Consider the following 14803-nt stretch of genomic DNA (forward strand, 5'->3'; position numbering starts at 1 on the left):
AACAAAAAGGTGCGGGGATTAACCCGCACCTTTCATGTCATACAAAACCAACGTCAGTGCGCGACAGGTGCCGCGCCTGCATGCTGAGTTGCCAGCGCCTTTGCTGCAGCCTCTTCGGCCGCTTCGTCCCAATCGACAGCTTCCGGTTTACGCACCAAAGCGTGCTCCAAAACCTCGGACACGTGGCTCACGGGAATAATGGTCAGCCCCTCTTTCACGTTGTCCGGGATCTCGCGCAGGTCTTTTTCGTTTTCCTGCGGGATAAGCACTGTTTTGACGCCACCGCGCAATGCCGCCAGCAGCTTCTCTTTCAAGCCGCCGATTGCCAGCGCGTTGCCGCGAAGCGTAACCTCGCCAGTCATAGCGATGTCTTTCTTCACTGGAATGCCGGTCAGGACGGACACGATAGATGTCACCATCGCCAGACCAGCCGACGGGCCGTCCTTGGGCGTCGCCCCTTCTGGAACGTGCACGTGGATGTCCCATTTTTCGAACATCGGAGGTTTCACGCCGATTTGTGGTGCAATCGAGCGGACATAGGAGCTGGCCGCATCAATTGATTCCTTCATGACGTCGCCAAGTTTCCCGGTGGTCTTCATCCGACCCTTACCCGGAAGGCGCAGGGCTTCAATCGATAGAAGGTCACCGCCAACGCTGGTCCATGCCAGACCTGTGACAACGCCCACCTGATCTTCCTGCTCTGCCAGTCCAAAACGATGCTTGCGCACGCCCAGATAGTCGTCGAGAAGCTCGGGCGTCACTTCGACCGCTTCGACCTCTTTCTTCACCAGCTTGGTCACGGCCTTACGGGCCAGCTTGGCAAGCTCGCGCTTCAGGTTCCGCACGCCCGCTTCGCGGGTGTAGTAACGGATCATATCTGTCAGCGCGCCTTCACTGACCGAGAACTCGCCCTTTTTCAGACCGTGATCCTTAATCGTATCAGGCAGAAGGTGACGCGAGGCGATCTCGCGCTTTTCGTCTTCGGTGTAGCCGGCCAGCGTGATGATCTCCATCCGGTCCAGAAGCGGGCCCGGCATGTTATAGGAGTTCGCTGTGGTCAGGAACATCACGTTCGACAGGTCATATTCGACCTCAAGATAGTGGTCGACGAAGGTCGAGTTCTGTTCCGGATCAAGCACTTCCAGCATTGCAGATGCGGGATCGCCACGGAAATCCTGCCCCATCTTGTCAATCTCATCGAGCAAGATCAGCGGGTTCGTGGTTTTGGCTTTTTTCAGCGCCTGAATGATCTTACCGGGCATGGAGCCGATATAGGTCCGGCGGTGGCCACGGATTTCACTTTCATCACGCACACCACCCAACGAGATGCGAATGAACTCGCGCCCCGTCGCCTTGGCAACCGATTTCCCGAGCGAGGTTTTACCCACACCGGGAGGGCCCACAAGGCACATGATCGGACCCTTGAGCTTTTTCGAGCGTTGCTGCACAGCCAGATATTCGACAATGCGTTCCTTGACCTTCTCAAGCCCGTAGTGATCGGCATCGAGCACTTTTTGCGCGTTGTTCAGGTCTTTCTTCACGCGGCTTTTCTTGCCCCATGGCAGACCGAGCATCCAATCCAGATAGTTGCGCACAACGGTGGCTTCCGCTGACATGGGCGACATGTTTTTGAGCTTTTTCAGCTCGGCATCCGCCTTTTCGCGCGCTTCATCCGACAGCTTGGTTTCTTCGATCTTTTCTTCCAGCTCGGTCAGCTCGTTCTGGCCTTCTTCGCCATCGCCAAGCTCTTGCTGAATGGCCTTCATCTGCTCATTCAGATAATATTCGCGCTGGGTGCGCTCCATCTGGCTTTTGACGCGGGTTTTGATCTTTTTCTCGACCTTCAGAACGGACATTTCGCCCTGCATCAGGCCATAGACCTTCTCAAGCCGTTCCGAGACGGTGAAGGTTTCCAGAAGCTCTTGTTTCTGATCGACTTCGACGCCCAGATGACCGGCCACGAGGTCGGCAAGTTTGTCAGGTGCGCGCGTCTCAGACACGGCAGCCAGCGCCTCTTCGGGGATGTTCTTTTTGATTTTGGCGTAACGCTCAAACTCATCGCCGACCGAACGCAAAAGCGCTTCGACCTCGTTCGGGTCGCCAGGACGTTCTTCGATGATCTCAGCAAACGCTTCAAAGTAATCTGCATTGTCGACGTAATCTGTGATGCGCACGCGCGACTGACCTTCGACCAGCACTTTTACAGTGCCGTCGGGCAGTTTCAGCAATTGCAGCACATTGGCCAACACACCTACGTCATAGATGCCTTCGACGTCGGGTTCATCAATCGACGGGTCAATCTGGCTGGACAGAAGGATTTGCTTGTCGTCTGCCATCACCTCTTCCAGCGCCCGCACGGATTTTTCGCGTCCAACGAAAAGCGGCACGATCATGTGGGGAAAGACCACGATGTCGCGCAGGGGCAGGACTGGGAAGGATTGGCTCAGTTGCTCACTCATAGGTTTTCCTTATTCTTGGCAAAGCGCCCTGCCCCTAACATCAGGCAGCTGGGGCGCCTCCTCTTTCGGAGTATTCAGATGGGGGCCGTGCCGCCCAACGTCAACCCGTCATGCCCGCACACTTTGCCCCTGCCGCGGGGCGACGACAAGGGGAAAGCGCGCCTGAATTAAGCATGATCAGGTTGAGAAAGCTTTAAATCGGCTCGATATCGCCGGCAGCGCGGCCCGCGTGGAAATCGGCTTCCCATTGGGCGAACGTACCGGCCGTGATCGCGTCACGCATTCCCTGCATGATATCTTGGAAGTAGTGCAGATTGTGCCATGTCAGCAGCATGCCCGAGATCATCTCTTGCGAGCGGAACACATGGTGTAAATAGGCACGGGAATAGCTCTGGCACGCCGGACAGGCGCAGTTTTCATCCAAGGGCCGTGGATCGTCTTGGTGACGCGCGTTTTTGATGTTCAGAACACCGTGACGGGTGAAAACCTGCCCGGTGCGCCCAGACCGTGACGGCAGCACGCAATCCATCATGTCGATGCCGCGTTTCACAGCGCCCACAATGTCGTCGGGCTTGCCAACCCCCATAAGATAACGCGGTTTGTCCGTCGGCAGCATATCGGGTGCGAAGTCGAGGCAATCAAACATCGCCTCCTGCCCCTCGCCTACTGCCAATCCGCCGACCGCATAGCCTTCGAACCCGATGTCCTTTAGCGCCTCGGCGCTTTCCTCGCGAAAATCACGCTCCAGCCCGCCCTGCATAATGCCGAAAAGCGCATGCCCCGGACGGTCCCCGAACGCATCACGCGACCGCTCTGCCCAGCGCATCGACAGACGCATGCTTTCAGCGATCCGATCCCGGTCAGCGGGCAGCGCAGGGCACTCGTCAAAACACATCACGATGTCGGAACCCAGCAGCTTCTGGATCTCCATCGAGCGCTCAGGCGTCAATTCGTGTTTTGACCCGTCGATGTGGGATTTGAATGTCACACCCTTTTCAGTCAACTTGCGCAACCCCGCAAGGCTCATCACCTGAAACCCACCCGAGTCGGTCAGAATGGGTTTGTCCCAGTTCATGAACTTATGTAGGCCGCCCAGCCGATCAACGCGCTCGGCAGTGGGGCGCAGCATCAGGTGATAGGTGTTGCCCAGCAGAATATCCGCACCCGTCGCCGCGACACTTTCCGGCATCATGGCCTTCACAGTTGCGGCCGTTCCAACCGGCATAAACGCCGGCGTACGAATTTGGCCGCGCGGGGTGTCGATCACCCCGGTGCGGGCTTTGCCGTCTGTGGCATTCAGGGAAAACTTGAAGCGGGTTGGGTTTTGGTTTTGCATGACGGTGCATTTGGCCCATAGGGACGCGATTGCCAAGCAATTTCACCCTTGCACGCTGTGTTTTTAACAGGTTTACACCAATTTCAGATCAAACGGGGTCGCCACCGCCCAGTTTTGTGTCCCCAAGTCCGTCGGTGTTCAACCGCTCGGTTAGCCTTTCCAGTTTGCGGCTGACCAGCATCAATTCCGTTAATGTGGTATTGTCCACACGACTGGCCAACGCATAGGCAACATCCTGCACCATGCGCGCCGCCTGATCCAATTGGCCTGCACAGGTTTGCGCTTCATTGTTCCTATCTTCCGTCGATATCACTTGTCAGGCTCCTGGCTGAGAATATGCGAGCGCCACTTGGCGTAACCTGCGGCGTAATCATTGGTAAAAACTCTTTGGCGAACACGTCCATTTTGTGGCGAATTATAGGCGATTACGCATCAAAGGGTTGTGATCAAGAACACAGCTTGGGGCGCAATTTCCTATCTCTGTTAGCGCCCAAACTAGAGGCGCGAAAAACGAGACATTGCGGCTCATTCATCGTGTGATGGCGACCAATTCACTACATCGTGCTGCGTCGCGCGTTGCCAACACCGCTTGCGTTCCGTGCACAGGACCTATGGACCTTGGCAATCGTAATCCCTATATGAAAACTCAGGATTAGGACAATAGCACGATGACCATGAACACCCATGACAAGATCGAAGGCGAACCGCTGATCAAACCCTCGTCGGTGGAGCATCCGCTCTACGATAGTGTGGTCGAGGCATGCCGGACGGTCTATGACCCTGAAATTCCGGTGAATATCTATGATCTCGGTCTTGTTTACACGATCGAAATCAACGCGGAAAACGAAGTTGATCTGATCATGACCCTGACGGCTCCGGGTTGCCCGGTCGCCGGTGAGATGCCCGGTTGGCTGATCGAAGCGATCGAGCCCGTCGCAGGTGTAAAACAGGTAAATGTTGACATGACTTGGGATCCGCCCTGGGGCATGGAAATGATGTCCGATGAAGCCCGGCTTGAACTGGGATTCATGTAGTCCGAACGCACACCCTGCCCCGGGCAGACCTTGAGCACGCGCCTTTGAGCGCTTAGCTTAAGGATGAAGGAGAATTCGATGTTTGGCATACCCGGCAAATCGCCGATCACCATGACGGCCGCCGCTGAGGCGCAAATCGCGAAGCTGATGACCTCGGGTGGGCATCAGGGATTGCGCATTGGCGTCAAGAAAGGCGGCTGCGCGGGCATGGAATATACCATGGACTATGTTGATGATGTCGAAGCCCATGATGAGGTTGTCGAACAAGGTGACGCGCGCATCCTGATCGCCCCTATGGCCCAAATGTTTCTGTTCGGAACCGAGATTGATTACGAAGTCTCGCTGCTTGAGGCGGGCTTCAAGTTCAAGAACCCGAATGTCAGCGAAGCCTGCGGCTGCGGAGAATCCATTAAATTCGACGACGATCTGACCGCTGATACAGCAAGGCCCTGATGTCGGTCACCGACAGCGATATCGCCTTTGTCAAAGAGCTGCTGGAAGGGCTTGGCCCGCTGACCCATCGCAATATGATGGGCGGGGCCACGTTTTATAGCGAGGGGCAGGTCTTCGCGATCCTGTCCAGCGACGGCGAGATTTTCTTGAAAGCCAAGGGCGCATTCGCCGAAGCCATGGAGGCAGAAGGCAGCCGCATCTTTGGCATGGATGGCAAAACCATGGGGTATTGGACCATGCCAGAGGCCGCGTTGGACGACCCCGACCTGGCCTGCGAGTGGGCCCGTCGCGCCTTGGCAGCACTCGCCTAAAGTGCGTCGGCTTTTCGTTTCTGCATCAGGTGCAGATAGGTTTCATCAAACCGTTTCTTCATATGATCCCCGGCCAAGATCACATGGTCAGCCCCAACCGGAGCGACGTTTGTATCGTGGTTCGGGTTAAAGAACATTGGCACCGAAATCCGCTCCTTTCCCGTACCGACAACGCGATGTAGCGTCGCTTTAACCCGGCCACCGGTCCACATTTCTAACATCTCGCCGAAATTGATCACGAACTCGCCCACCGGTGCGTTGACTTTGATCCAGCTTCCATCAGCCCCCATCACCTCCAACCCGGCAACACCGTCTGATGCCAAAAGCGTCAAGCACCCATAATCCGTATGGGCGGCAATCCCGAAATCCTTCTTCCCTGCCCAATCCGGGCGCGGCGGATAGTAGTTGCCACGCAAAAGCGCCATGGGCCGGGTGAAGGCCGCATCAAAATGGCTCTCATCCTCGCCGATCGCGGCTGCAATACCGCGCAAAAGGTCCATAGCTACGTCCAAGGCCTGTAGGTAATAGCCGCGAACAGCCTCGTGAAATCCAGGCAGAGCGGGCCACTGGTTGTCACCGTAGACCGACAGGTTCTGCGCGCGCAGCGGATCGTCGGCATCCAACTGAAACCCACAATCAAAAACCTGTTTGTAGTCAGGATTGGCATCGGGATCGACTTGTTCGCCCCCAGCAGCCCCCCAGCCCCGATTGGCACCGGTTTTTGCCATATCAACGGCGGATTTTTCCTGATCAGGCTGGTCGAAGAAACGGCGATAGGCGTCAATCACACTGGAAATCTGATCAGGGTTGATCGCAGTGTTGTGGATTGTCAGAAAGCCGACTTCCTCGACACCGTGGCGCAAAGCCGACATCGTTTCGGGATCACGTGCAGCTATCTTGGCTGCATCCAGTCTGGGGATCATCACATCGGCCTTTTCTACACAAGGTGTCACACGCGTTTTAGCAACAGACGACAAGCGCGCAAGGACAATTGACCACTTGCATGGGGCTTGACGGCCCAAGCCATGCGTCAGACAAACAAAGCAACCCATAAGGAGTGATCAGACATGCGGCGCAAACTGGCAGCAGGCAATTGGAAGATGAACGGAACCGGTGCAAGCCTTGCCGAGTTGGAGGCGCTGGCAAACGCGCATCCCGCCCCCGGATGCGAAATACTGATCTGCCCGCCATCGACCCTTGTGTCGCGTGCGGTCAAGGCGGCGTCACAACAGATCTCTATCGGTGGTCAGGATTGCCACGCCGCGACGTCTGGCGCGCATACGGGCGACATTTCTGCTGGCATGCTGGTCGATGCCGGTGCCAGCCATGTCATCTTGGGGCATTCAGAACGCCGTGAAGATCACGATGAGTCCGACCGTGACGTGCGTGACAAAGTGGTTAGTGCATTGGCAGCAGGTCTTAAAGTTGTGGTCTGTGTGGGCGAAAGCCTGGCCGAGCGTGAGGCGAACAACACACTCGATATCATCGGCGGCCAGATGGCAGGATCTATTCCCGATGTTGTGACAGGCGAAAACCTTGTGGTTGCCTATGAGCCGATTTGGGCGATTGGCACTGGCAAAGTGCCGACGCTGGATCAGATCGGAGACGTACACGATTTTGTCCGCACCCGATTAGAGCGCCGATTTGGCGAAGGCGTGGGCCGTTCGATCCGCATTCTCTATGGCGGGTCCGTAAAACCGTCCAATGCAGCAGAGATTTTTGCTGTGTCCAACGTCGACGGCGCGTTGGTGGGCGGTGCGAGCCTGAAGGCCTCGGACTTTTCCCCGATCATCACTGCACTTGAGAACGCCTGAGAGTGGCTTGACCTGCGCCCAATAGTAGTTAACAAGTCAACTATATTAAGGAGGAGCGCAGGATGGATTTCTCAGAGTTGGCAGACTGGCAAAACCGTGCGGCCGATTGGGCACGGGACTATCACGCTGGATTGCGGGATCGGCCAGTGCGCCCAAACATTGCGCCAGGAGAGTTTCTGGCCAAGATCGAAGCCCCTGTGCCCGAAACGCCGGAGCCGATCGAGGCGATCTTTGATGATTTCACGCGGCTGGTGCCGGATGCCATGACACACTGGCAGCATCCAAGGTTCTTTGCGTATTTCCCGGCCAACGCCGCCCCGGCATCGATGTTGGCAGAGCAATTGGCCAACGCGATCTCCGCACAAGCCATGCTGTGGCAAACCGCCCCTGCCGCCAACGAAATGGAAGAACTTGTCATCCGTTGGCTGCGCGATGGGATGGGCTTGCCCGATGATTTCACCGGAACAATTCACGACAGCGCGACCACTGCGACATTCTCGGCCGTCACCACGATGCGCGAGCTGGCCTTGGGGCACGAAGGTATCACCAAGGGCTTGGCTGGCGCGCCCACATTGCGCATCTACGCCAGCGCACAGACCCATTCAAGCGTCGACAAAGCGGTGCGCCTGTCGGGCATCGGGCAAAATAATCTGGTCAAAGTACCGATAATCCGCGGCCACCCGACATGGTCAATGGACCCAAACGCGCTGGACGCATTGATCAAGACCGATCTGGCGGCAGGACTGAAGCCTGCGGGCGTTGTCTTGTGTGTCGGCGGCACCTCCATCGGGGCGTGCGACGACATCGCGGCTTGCATCGACGTGGCACACGGGCATGGCCTGACCGTCCATGTCGACGCAGCATGGGCCGGATCAGCGATGATATGCGAGGAGTACCGCACGCTTTGGGCCGGGGTCGAGAATGCCGATAGCGTCATTTTCAATCCGCACAAGTGGCTGGGGGCGCAGTTTGATTGTGCTGTGCAATTCCTGCGCGATCCCGCGCCTCAGATCGGTGCGATGGGACTGCGGCCTGAGTATTTGAAGACCCAAGGCGATGACGAGATCGTCAATTACAACGAATGGACCCTGCCCCTTGGCCGTCGTTTCCGCGCGCTGAAATTGTGGTTCCTGTTGCGCTCTGAAGGTCTTTCAGGCCTGCGTGATCGCATTCGAAACCATGTAAACTGGACAGCAGAAGTTGCGGATGAAATCGCGGCCTTACCGGGGTTTGAGATCACCACACCCCCTATCCTCTCGCTCTTTTCGTTTCGCTATCAGGACGATGCGAAAACGGCGAAATTACTTGAGCGTGTGAACCGAGATGGCCGTATCTATCTGACACAAACCAATCACGACGGAGCTTACGTCATTCGTGTCGCCGTAGGACAATTCACCAGCACGCGAGACGATGTGATGATGATCCCCAAAGTGCTCCGCGAGCTATCGCAAGACCTCTAAGATCAGGAAATCTTTACATTTCTGTGCCAGCGTATAAACTGGTAGCGGGTCATGTCACTTGCGGCTGACATTTTATTTACCGCATTTCGGCATGCCGGCGCCCGTTTTGGTCTTTATCTATTAGATAGGCGAAAGGGGAAATCAAATGGAGTTCGGGAAGGACTTTACATATCGCGAGTACGTCGCCGATGGCGTCGTTCACGGCTTTGGAGTGTTCGCCGCTCTGCTTGGCGCGGCCTCGCTAATTTACTGGGCCATGGGTGACGCACCGATGGGGCACTTACCCCCAATGGTGATTTATGGGGCTGGATTGATTGCCAGTTTCACACTGTCCGCGGCGTACAACATGACACTTCACCGATCGGCAAGACGCGTATTGCGCCGATTTGATCATGCTGCAATTTACATCATGATCGCAGGTACTTACACACCGATAGCCCTGATCGGAATTGGCGGTACCACGGGAATGGCGCTGGTTGCGGCGGCTTGGACTCTGGCCATTATCGGTGTCGCGCTGAAGATATTTTACTTCCGAAGGTTTCAGCGCCTCAGCTTCATGCTGACACTTATGCAAGGTTGGATGGCTGTGCTGATGATCGGACCACTGATCGCATCGTTCAGCCCTATTGTGCTGGTGCTTTTGGTTGGTGGCGGGGTGATGTTCACACTGGGTATATTTTTCCATCTTGGCGAACATCTGCCCTTCAACCGAGCGATCTGGCACATTCATGTGCTGCTTGGCGCGGCTGCACATTATGCCGCTGTTGTGATGGTTGCAGGCACTTAAGGCCAAATATCCTGCGTGCGATGACGCGAATGGACTAGACCTGTCGTATTCCGCCCTCCTAGGCTTGTAACAGGAGGACGCGTATGGATCGGCTTGATTGGCTTGTCTCAATTGTAGTTCGCACCATTGGTGCGGAGCGTGGGCGTGCGGCCCGTGGACGGCCGTACTGATTGTTTGATCATAGGTAACGAACAACAATCACACAGAAAAATCGCTCAGCAACAGGTCCCCTAAATGACAACCAAAACATCGCGCCGCGCGGGCGGACGTACGGCCCGCAAAGCCCTGAGAGCCGCCCCAATTGCCAAAGAAGATCGCCCCGTTCGTGCGGGATTGGAAGGCGGAACGTATAAACCATTGACTCCAGAAGGGATGGAACGCATCCACCAAGCTGCCCTTGATGCGCTTGAGCAAATTGGTTTGGCCGACGCGCCGCCATCGGGTGTTGAGTACATGACCCGAGCAGGTGCCGTTCTTGGCGGTGATGGGCGTTTGCGGTTTCCCCGTGCATTGGTCGAAGACATGTTGGCAAGAGCGGCGAAAGCGATCACTCTTTACGGACGTGACCCGCAGCATGATCTGAACCTCAGCGGCAATCGAGTTCACTACGGAACTGCCGGGGCAGCCGTGCATATGGTCGATATCCACGGCAAGGAATACCGCGATTCTACGGTTCAGGACCTGCATGATGCCGCGCGGATCGTGGATCAGCTCGACAACATCCACTTTTTGCAGCGCCCAATGGTGTGCCGTGACATCCTCGACAATCGCGAGATGGACATGAATTCGATCTATGCCTGCGTGGCGGGAACGACCAAGCATATCGGCGTGTCCTTTTCCGAACCGGATTTCGTAGAGGATGGGATCAGGCTTTTACACATGATCGCGGGCGGAGAAGAGGCATGGCGGGCCCGTCCCTTTGTGTCGAACACCAACTGTTTCGTCGTCCCGCCGATGAAGTTTGCCACCGAAAGCTGCGAAGCGATGGAAAAGGTGATCGCCGCAGGAATGCCGGTGCTATTGCTCTCGGCAGGCATGGCAACTGCCACCGCGCCTCCTACTTTGGCAGGCACATTGGTGCAAGCCGTGGCGGAATGCTTGGCTGGTGTTGTCTATGTCAACTCGATTGCGCCCGGCCATCCAGCCATATTTGGCACTTGGCCCTTCGTCGTCGATCTGCGCTCGGGAGCGATGTCGGGCGGATCGGGTGAACAGGCATTGCTGACAGCGGGCTGTGCGCAGATGCACCATTTCTATGGCCTTCCCGGAGGGGCAGCTGCTGGAATTTCCGATTCCAAACTGCCAAATATGCAAGCCGGATGGGAACAGATGTGTTCAAACGTCATGGCGGGTTTGTCGGGATTAAACATGGTTTACGAGGCAGCGGGCATGCATGCCTCGCTTCTTGGATTCTGCCATGAAAGCCTGATCCTTGGCGATGATATCATCGGCCAAGCTTTGCGATGCGTACGTGGAATTGAAGTCACGGAAGATGCCGTTAGCATTGAGATGATGCGTTCGGTCTGCCTTGATGGTCCGGGACATTATCTTGGTGAAGACGACACTTTAACCTTGATGCAGTCGGAATATGTCTACCCCACACTTGGAGATCGTATTTCGCCTAAAGAATGGGCAGAAGTTGGCAAACCCGAACTGCTTGACGCCGCCACGGCGCGCAAGGAAGAAATCTTAGCACAGCGTGCAAGCGCACGGCTTGATCCAGCCTTGGATGCAGCCATTCGTCAGGCTTTCAACATTCACCTTCCAGCTTGATCAAAACTGCGCGGAGCTATTGGCTCCGCGTCACCCGTTCCCAGTCTCAGCTTTCTCTTCCAACAACAGCCACTCCTCTTCCGCTGCGGCGAGGCTCTTTTGGCGTTCAGCCAACCCCTCAGATGCTTTTTTGAACTTCACCGGCTCTTTGTGGAACAAATCCGGGTTCATCAGAAAATCTTCAAGCTTGGAGATCTCGGCGGCCAGGCGATCAATCTCAGAGGGTAACGCCTCTAGTCGGTGGCGCTCCGTAAAGGACAAACCTGCTGCGTTGTCGGATGTCTTCTGCTTGGTGTTGGATGTCGCCGGTCTAGATTTCTCTTTTTTCTTCAAATCCTTTGGAGAATGATCTTCACGTTGCGCCTGATAGTCAGACCAACCGCCGGGATAGATCGTGGCATGTCCGTTGCCTTCCATCGCGATGGTGCGTTCGGCAACACGGTCAAGAAAATCACGATCATGGCTGACGACCAAAACTGTGCCATCATAGGCCGATATCAGCTCTTGCAGCAGATCGAGTGTTTCTACATCGAGATCATTGGTGGGTTCGTCCATCACCAGCAGGTTCGATTGGCGCGCCATGATCTTGGCGAGGATCAGCCGCGCCTTCTCACCGCCCGAGAGCGAGCGCACAGGTGCACGGGCCTGGGCGTCTGAGAACAGGAATTCCTTCAGATAGCCCACGACATGTTTTGGGTGGCCGCGAACCATGATCTGATCAGCCTTACCCGACACCCGCATTTCGGGATCACCGGTCAGGTTTTCCCACAAGCTGTCATCTTCGACCAACCCTGTTCGGTTTTGGTCAAACACAGCCATTTCAAGCCCCGTCCCAAAGCTAACGCTGCCGGTATCGGGGGTTTCCTTGCCCACGAGCATGTTCAACAGCGTGGTTTTTCCTGTACCATTGGGACCAACCAGGGCCAGTGTTTCGCCCCGCATCACCCGCAGATCAAAATCACGCAGGATCACCCGATCATCATAGGATTTTGAGATGCCTTTGGCCTCGATCACCTTGCGACCAGATTTAGGCCCTGCATCCAAGGCCATTTCGGCGGCACCTTGCCGTTTGATCTGGGCTGCGCGTTCGTCTTTCAAGTCCCCTAGAGCACGCAGGCGACCTTGGTTACGCTTGCGGCGCGCACTGATACCCTCAACGGCCCAGCGGGCTTCAGCCTTGATCTTGCGATTGAGCTTGTGGCGGTTCTGATCTTCTTCTTCCCAGACCTTGTCGCGCCACGCTTCAAAATTCTCGAAACCCCGTTCCTGTCGGCGCACCTGCCCCCTGTCCACCCAAAGCGTTGCGCGGGTCAAAGCGCGCAGGAAGGCGCGGTCGTGACTGATTAGGACAAACCCTGCACGGGTTTGTTTCAATTCAGCCTCGAGCCACTCGATGGCCTGAATATCCAAGTGGTTGGTGGGCTCGTCGAGCAGCATCAGGTCTGGGGCCTCGGCCAACAACTTGGCGAGTGCCGCACGCCGTCGCTCGCCGCCAGAGGCCGTGCCGACCGGCGCATCAAGCTTCAACTTCAAGCCCTCGGCCACCCGTTCGACAAGGTAGTCCTGGCCCGGTTCCAGCCCCGATACGGCGAAGTCCCCCAGCGTCTTATATGCAGATAAATCAGGGTGTTGCTCCATATACCCGACCGAAACGCCGGGCGACAAAACCCGCGTGCCGCGATCTGCCTCGACCAGCCCCGCCATAACCTTCATCAGAGTGGACTTGCCGGATCCATTACGTCCCACAAGGGCCACGCGGTCAGAGGGCTGAATAACCAGGTCAAGGTTATCGAAGACCGGATCACCGCCAAAGGTCAGCGAGATATCGGACATTTGTAAAAGAGGTATACGTGCCATGGGGCCGGGTTAGGCAATCGCGCCGGGTAGGTCAACCAACCCTAGCCGGCAATGGCCCGAAGAAGCCGCGCCCGGGCTGGGGGGACCGCGCTGATTTCCAGCCCGGTAAAGACGTGCAGAGTGCCCAAATCGTGGTCAACAACCGCATGATCAGACACCCAGCCGCCCATCAGAAGATATGTGCGCAACAGCGGTGGCATCGTGCGCATGGCCTGTTTTGCATCAGGCTTACGCCTCAGGCGTTCAGCAAACTGGAACACCTTCGGTGCCTTGACCCGAGGCAACCAGCGTTTCGGGGCAAGATGGCGATCACGCAACATCGCGAAGCTGTCCAGATAGACCTGCGCATCCGTACCTTTGAATGAGGAACATCCAAACAGCATCCCGACCCCGTTATCATCCACATATTTGGTCATCGCCCCCCACGCGATCCGCAGAATGTCCGCATGACTGTCTTGCGCATCAGGATCCAGACAAAAGCGCCCCATCTCGACCATGGGAGCGTCATATGATTTGAGTGCAGAGAGTTCGTAATACTGCGCGGAATAACAATCCGAAATGCGGCTGCCATTCTCTAGCGGCATGAGCCGGAAGCAACCAACCAAAGCGCCAGTTGTGCGATCTTCGATCAAGACATGCTGACATTTTTGGTCATAGGTATCTGCGTCGACACCTTCAGATCCACGAAAACACTTGTGTCGTAGTGTTTGGGCGGCGGTCAGATCTGCTTCACCAGTGCCCAGTCTGGCACCAAAGCGACCCTGTATGAGCTGTGGCATGGCGGACCTCCGACCCGGATGCGTCTCAAATACTGCGCGGCGTATCTTTGACATATGTATACGCCGGGGAAGATCAACAAGATGTGACGGATCGCGACGATCTTATGGTCGCGTATAAAAAAGCGCGGCGGCTTTGCAGCCCCGCGCCCTCTTGTCGCTTTGGGTTAGGACCTAGCCACCAAATTGCTCAGCAATATCGATGCGGCCAAATGAACCAAACAGCTGTTTCAGGAAGCTCACCCCCTGAATGTTGCTATCCGTCACGCGGCGTTCCAGCGCAATGACGCGACCGTTCTCCAGCCCGAACCGCTCGACGTTACGGACCACACCTTTATCGTCAAAGGTGATCGCCAGAACTTCGCGGTCAATTTCGACCGGGGCGTTATAGAGATAGGATTTGAACCGCGAGCGAACATAGTAATAACCGCTATCCGCCAAAAGCCCTGATGTGCCCGGTTGTCCGATCGAAGTCGCCACACTGTTGCGCGTGTCCTGACCAACCGTGATCAGATCTACATCTTCTTTCGGCGGCATATAGCCGTGATTCCGATAAGTTGCGGAACAGCTGGCGACCAGGGCCACAACCAGCACTGCACCAATGATCTTGCCAATATTTCTGCTCGTTTGGCGCAGATAAGACATACCGCCCCCCTTGCGTTCGCCACTCTGTCTTGGGTATCGGCTTAGCGTAGGATTGCGCATGGTTCAAGAAACGATCACCCGCTATGTTGGTGCAGAGC

General features: G+C 56.2%; 14 protein-coding genes. 7 read left to right on the forward strand and 7 right to left on the reverse strand.

The genetic code is table 11. The features are described from left to right. Window positions 1-53 precede the first annotated feature (53 nt). The 3 genes from lon to V6N04_RS08825 all read right to left on the reverse strand — a co-directional run bounded on the left by lon (window position 54) and on the right by V6N04_RS08825 (window position 4108). A complete protein-coding gene (gene lon / locus V6N04_RS08815) occupies window positions 54-2459 on the reverse strand; it encodes an endopeptidase La (protein ID WP_371169777.1) in 2406 nt (801 codons plus the stop codon). A gap of 193 nt (window positions 2460-2652) precedes the next feature. Beyond that, entirely contained in the window at window positions 2653-3795 is a 1143-nt protein-coding gene (gene tgt, locus V6N04_RS08820) for a tRNA guanosine(34) transglycosylase Tgt (RefSeq protein WP_371169995.1), read from the reverse strand. An 88-nt stretch (window positions 3796-3883) separates the two neighbouring features. After that, window positions 3884-4108 carry a hypothetical protein gene (locus V6N04_RS08825; protein WP_371169778.1) on the reverse strand — a complete coding sequence of 75 codons (225 nt, stop codon included), beginning with the start codon at window positions 4106-4108 and terminating at the stop codon, window positions 3884-3886. Between the two features lie 355 nt (window positions 4109-4463). Between V6N04_RS08825 and V6N04_RS08830 the strand changes: the two genes are divergently transcribed. The 3 genes from V6N04_RS08830 to V6N04_RS08840 all read left to right on the forward strand — a co-directional run bounded on the left by V6N04_RS08830 (window position 4464) and on the right by V6N04_RS08840 (window position 5593). Then, complete coding sequence (locus tag V6N04_RS08830; RefSeq protein WP_371169779.1) at window positions 4464-4829, forward strand: SUF system Fe-S cluster assembly protein; 366 nt, start codon at window positions 4464-4466, stop codon at window positions 4827-4829. A 78-nt stretch (window positions 4830-4907) separates the two neighbouring features. Next, window positions 4908-5282 (forward strand): HesB/IscA family protein, encoded by a 375-nt coding sequence (locus V6N04_RS08835; protein ID WP_371169780.1) that lies wholly within the window; start codon window positions 4908-4910, stop codon window positions 5280-5282. Continuing rightward, window positions 5282-5593 (forward strand): TfoX/Sxy family protein, encoded by a 312-nt coding sequence (locus V6N04_RS08840; protein WP_371169781.1) that lies wholly within the window; start codon window positions 5282-5284, stop codon window positions 5591-5593. The genes V6N04_RS08835 and V6N04_RS08840 overlap by 1 nt, the downstream gene beginning before the upstream one ends. Here V6N04_RS08840 and V6N04_RS08845 read toward each other — a convergent pair. After that, window positions 5590-6516 carry an isopenicillin N synthase family dioxygenase gene (locus V6N04_RS08845; RefSeq protein WP_371169782.1) on the reverse strand — a complete coding sequence of 309 codons (927 nt, stop codon included), beginning with the start codon at window positions 6514-6516 and terminating at the stop codon, window positions 5590-5592. The two genes, V6N04_RS08840 and V6N04_RS08845, sit on opposite strands and share 4 nt — an antisense overlap. A gap of 144 nt (window positions 6517-6660) precedes the next feature. On the opposite strand from V6N04_RS08845, the gene tpiA reads away from it, so the two are divergent. The 4 genes from tpiA (at window position 6661) to V6N04_RS08865 (ending at window position 11427) form a co-directional block, all read left to right on the forward strand. Continuing rightward, window positions 6661-7407, forward strand: coding sequence for a triose-phosphate isomerase (tpiA, locus tag V6N04_RS08850; RefSeq protein ID WP_371169783.1), 747 nt, complete (start codon window positions 6661-6663; stop codon window positions 7405-7407). Window positions 7408-7469: 62 nt separating this feature from the next. Next, on the forward strand, window positions 7470-8867 hold the full coding sequence (locus tag V6N04_RS08855) for a pyridoxal phosphate-dependent decarboxylase family protein (protein WP_371169784.1): 1398 nt from the start codon (window positions 7470-7472) through the stop codon (window positions 8865-8867). Window positions 8868-9012: 145 nt separating this feature from the next. Further along, window positions 9013-9654 carry a PAQR family membrane homeostasis protein TrhA gene (trhA, locus tag V6N04_RS08860; RefSeq protein WP_371169785.1) on the forward strand — a complete coding sequence of 214 codons (642 nt, stop codon included), beginning with the start codon at window positions 9013-9015 and terminating at the stop codon, window positions 9652-9654. Between the two features lie 234 nt (window positions 9655-9888). Continuing rightward, window positions 9889-11427 (forward strand): trimethylamine methyltransferase family protein, encoded by a 1539-nt coding sequence (locus V6N04_RS08865; protein WP_371169786.1) that lies wholly within the window; start codon window positions 9889-9891, stop codon window positions 11425-11427. Between the two features lie 30 nt (window positions 11428-11457). Here the strand turns inward: V6N04_RS08865 and V6N04_RS08870 are convergent, their stop codons facing one another. The 3 genes from V6N04_RS08870 to V6N04_RS08880 form a co-directional block, all read right to left on the reverse strand. Further along, a complete protein-coding gene (locus tag V6N04_RS08870; RefSeq protein ID WP_371169787.1) occupies window positions 11458-13284 on the reverse strand; it encodes an ABC-F family ATP-binding cassette domain-containing protein in 1827 nt (608 codons plus the stop codon). A 41-nt stretch (window positions 13285-13325) separates the two neighbouring features. After that, a complete protein-coding gene (locus V6N04_RS08875; protein WP_371169788.1) occupies window positions 13326-14063 on the reverse strand; it encodes a GNAT family N-acetyltransferase in 738 nt (245 codons plus the stop codon). Window positions 14064-14234: 171 nt separating this feature from the next. Then, window positions 14235-14705: an outer membrane protein assembly factor BamE gene (locus tag V6N04_RS08880; RefSeq protein ID WP_371169789.1), complete on the reverse strand. Its 471-nt coding sequence runs from the start codon at window positions 14703-14705 to the stop codon at window positions 14235-14237. Window positions 14706-14803 lie beyond the last annotated feature (98 nt).

Source organism: Aliiroseovarius conchicola, assembly GCF_041403445.1.
Lineage (GTDB): Bacteria > Pseudomonadota > Alphaproteobacteria > Rhodobacterales > Rhodobacteraceae > Aliiroseovarius > Aliiroseovarius conchicola.

Bases quoted from the DNA above. Each gene is read 5' to 3' on its own strand.
- lon (WP_371169777.1), bottom strand. From the start codon at position 2,459: ATGAGTGAGCAACTGAGCCAATCCTTCCCAGTCCTGCCCCTGCGCGAC.
- tgt (WP_371169995.1), bottom strand. From the start codon at position 3,795: ATGCAAAACCAAAACCCAACCCGCTTCAAGTTTTCCCTGAATGCCACA.
- V6N04_RS08830 (WP_371169779.1), top strand. From the start codon at position 4,464: ATGACCATGAACACCCATGACAAGATCGAAGGCGAACCGCTGATCAAA.
- V6N04_RS08835 (WP_371169780.1), top strand. From the start codon at position 4,908: ATGTTTGGCATACCCGGCAAATCGCCGATCACCATGACGGCCGCCGCT.
- V6N04_RS08840 (WP_371169781.1), top strand. From the start codon at position 5,282: ATGTCGGTCACCGACAGCGATATCGCCTTTGTCAAAGAGCTGCTGGAA.
- V6N04_RS08845 (WP_371169782.1), bottom strand. From the start codon at position 6,516: ATGATCCCCAGACTGGATGCAGCCAAGATAGCTGCACGTGATCCCGAA.
- tpiA (WP_371169783.1), top strand. From the start codon at position 6,661: ATGCGGCGCAAACTGGCAGCAGGCAATTGGAAGATGAACGGAACCGGT.
- V6N04_RS08855 (WP_371169784.1), top strand. From the start codon at position 7,470: ATGGATTTCTCAGAGTTGGCAGACTGGCAAAACCGTGCGGCCGATTGG.
- trhA (WP_371169785.1), top strand. From the start codon at position 9,013: ATGGAGTTCGGGAAGGACTTTACATATCGCGAGTACGTCGCCGATGGC.
- V6N04_RS08865 (WP_371169786.1), top strand. From the start codon at position 9,889: ATGACAACCAAAACATCGCGCCGCGCGGGCGGACGTACGGCCCGCAAA.
- V6N04_RS08870 (WP_371169787.1), bottom strand. From the start codon at position 13,284: ATGGCACGTATACCTCTTTTACAAATGTCCGATATCTCGCTGACCTTT.
- V6N04_RS08875 (WP_371169788.1), bottom strand. From the start codon at position 14,063: ATGCCACAGCTCATACAGGGTCGCTTTGGTGCCAGACTGGGCACTGGT.
- V6N04_RS08880 (WP_371169789.1), bottom strand. From the start codon at position 14,705: ATGTCTTATCTGCGCCAAACGAGCAGAAATATTGGCAAGATCATTGGT.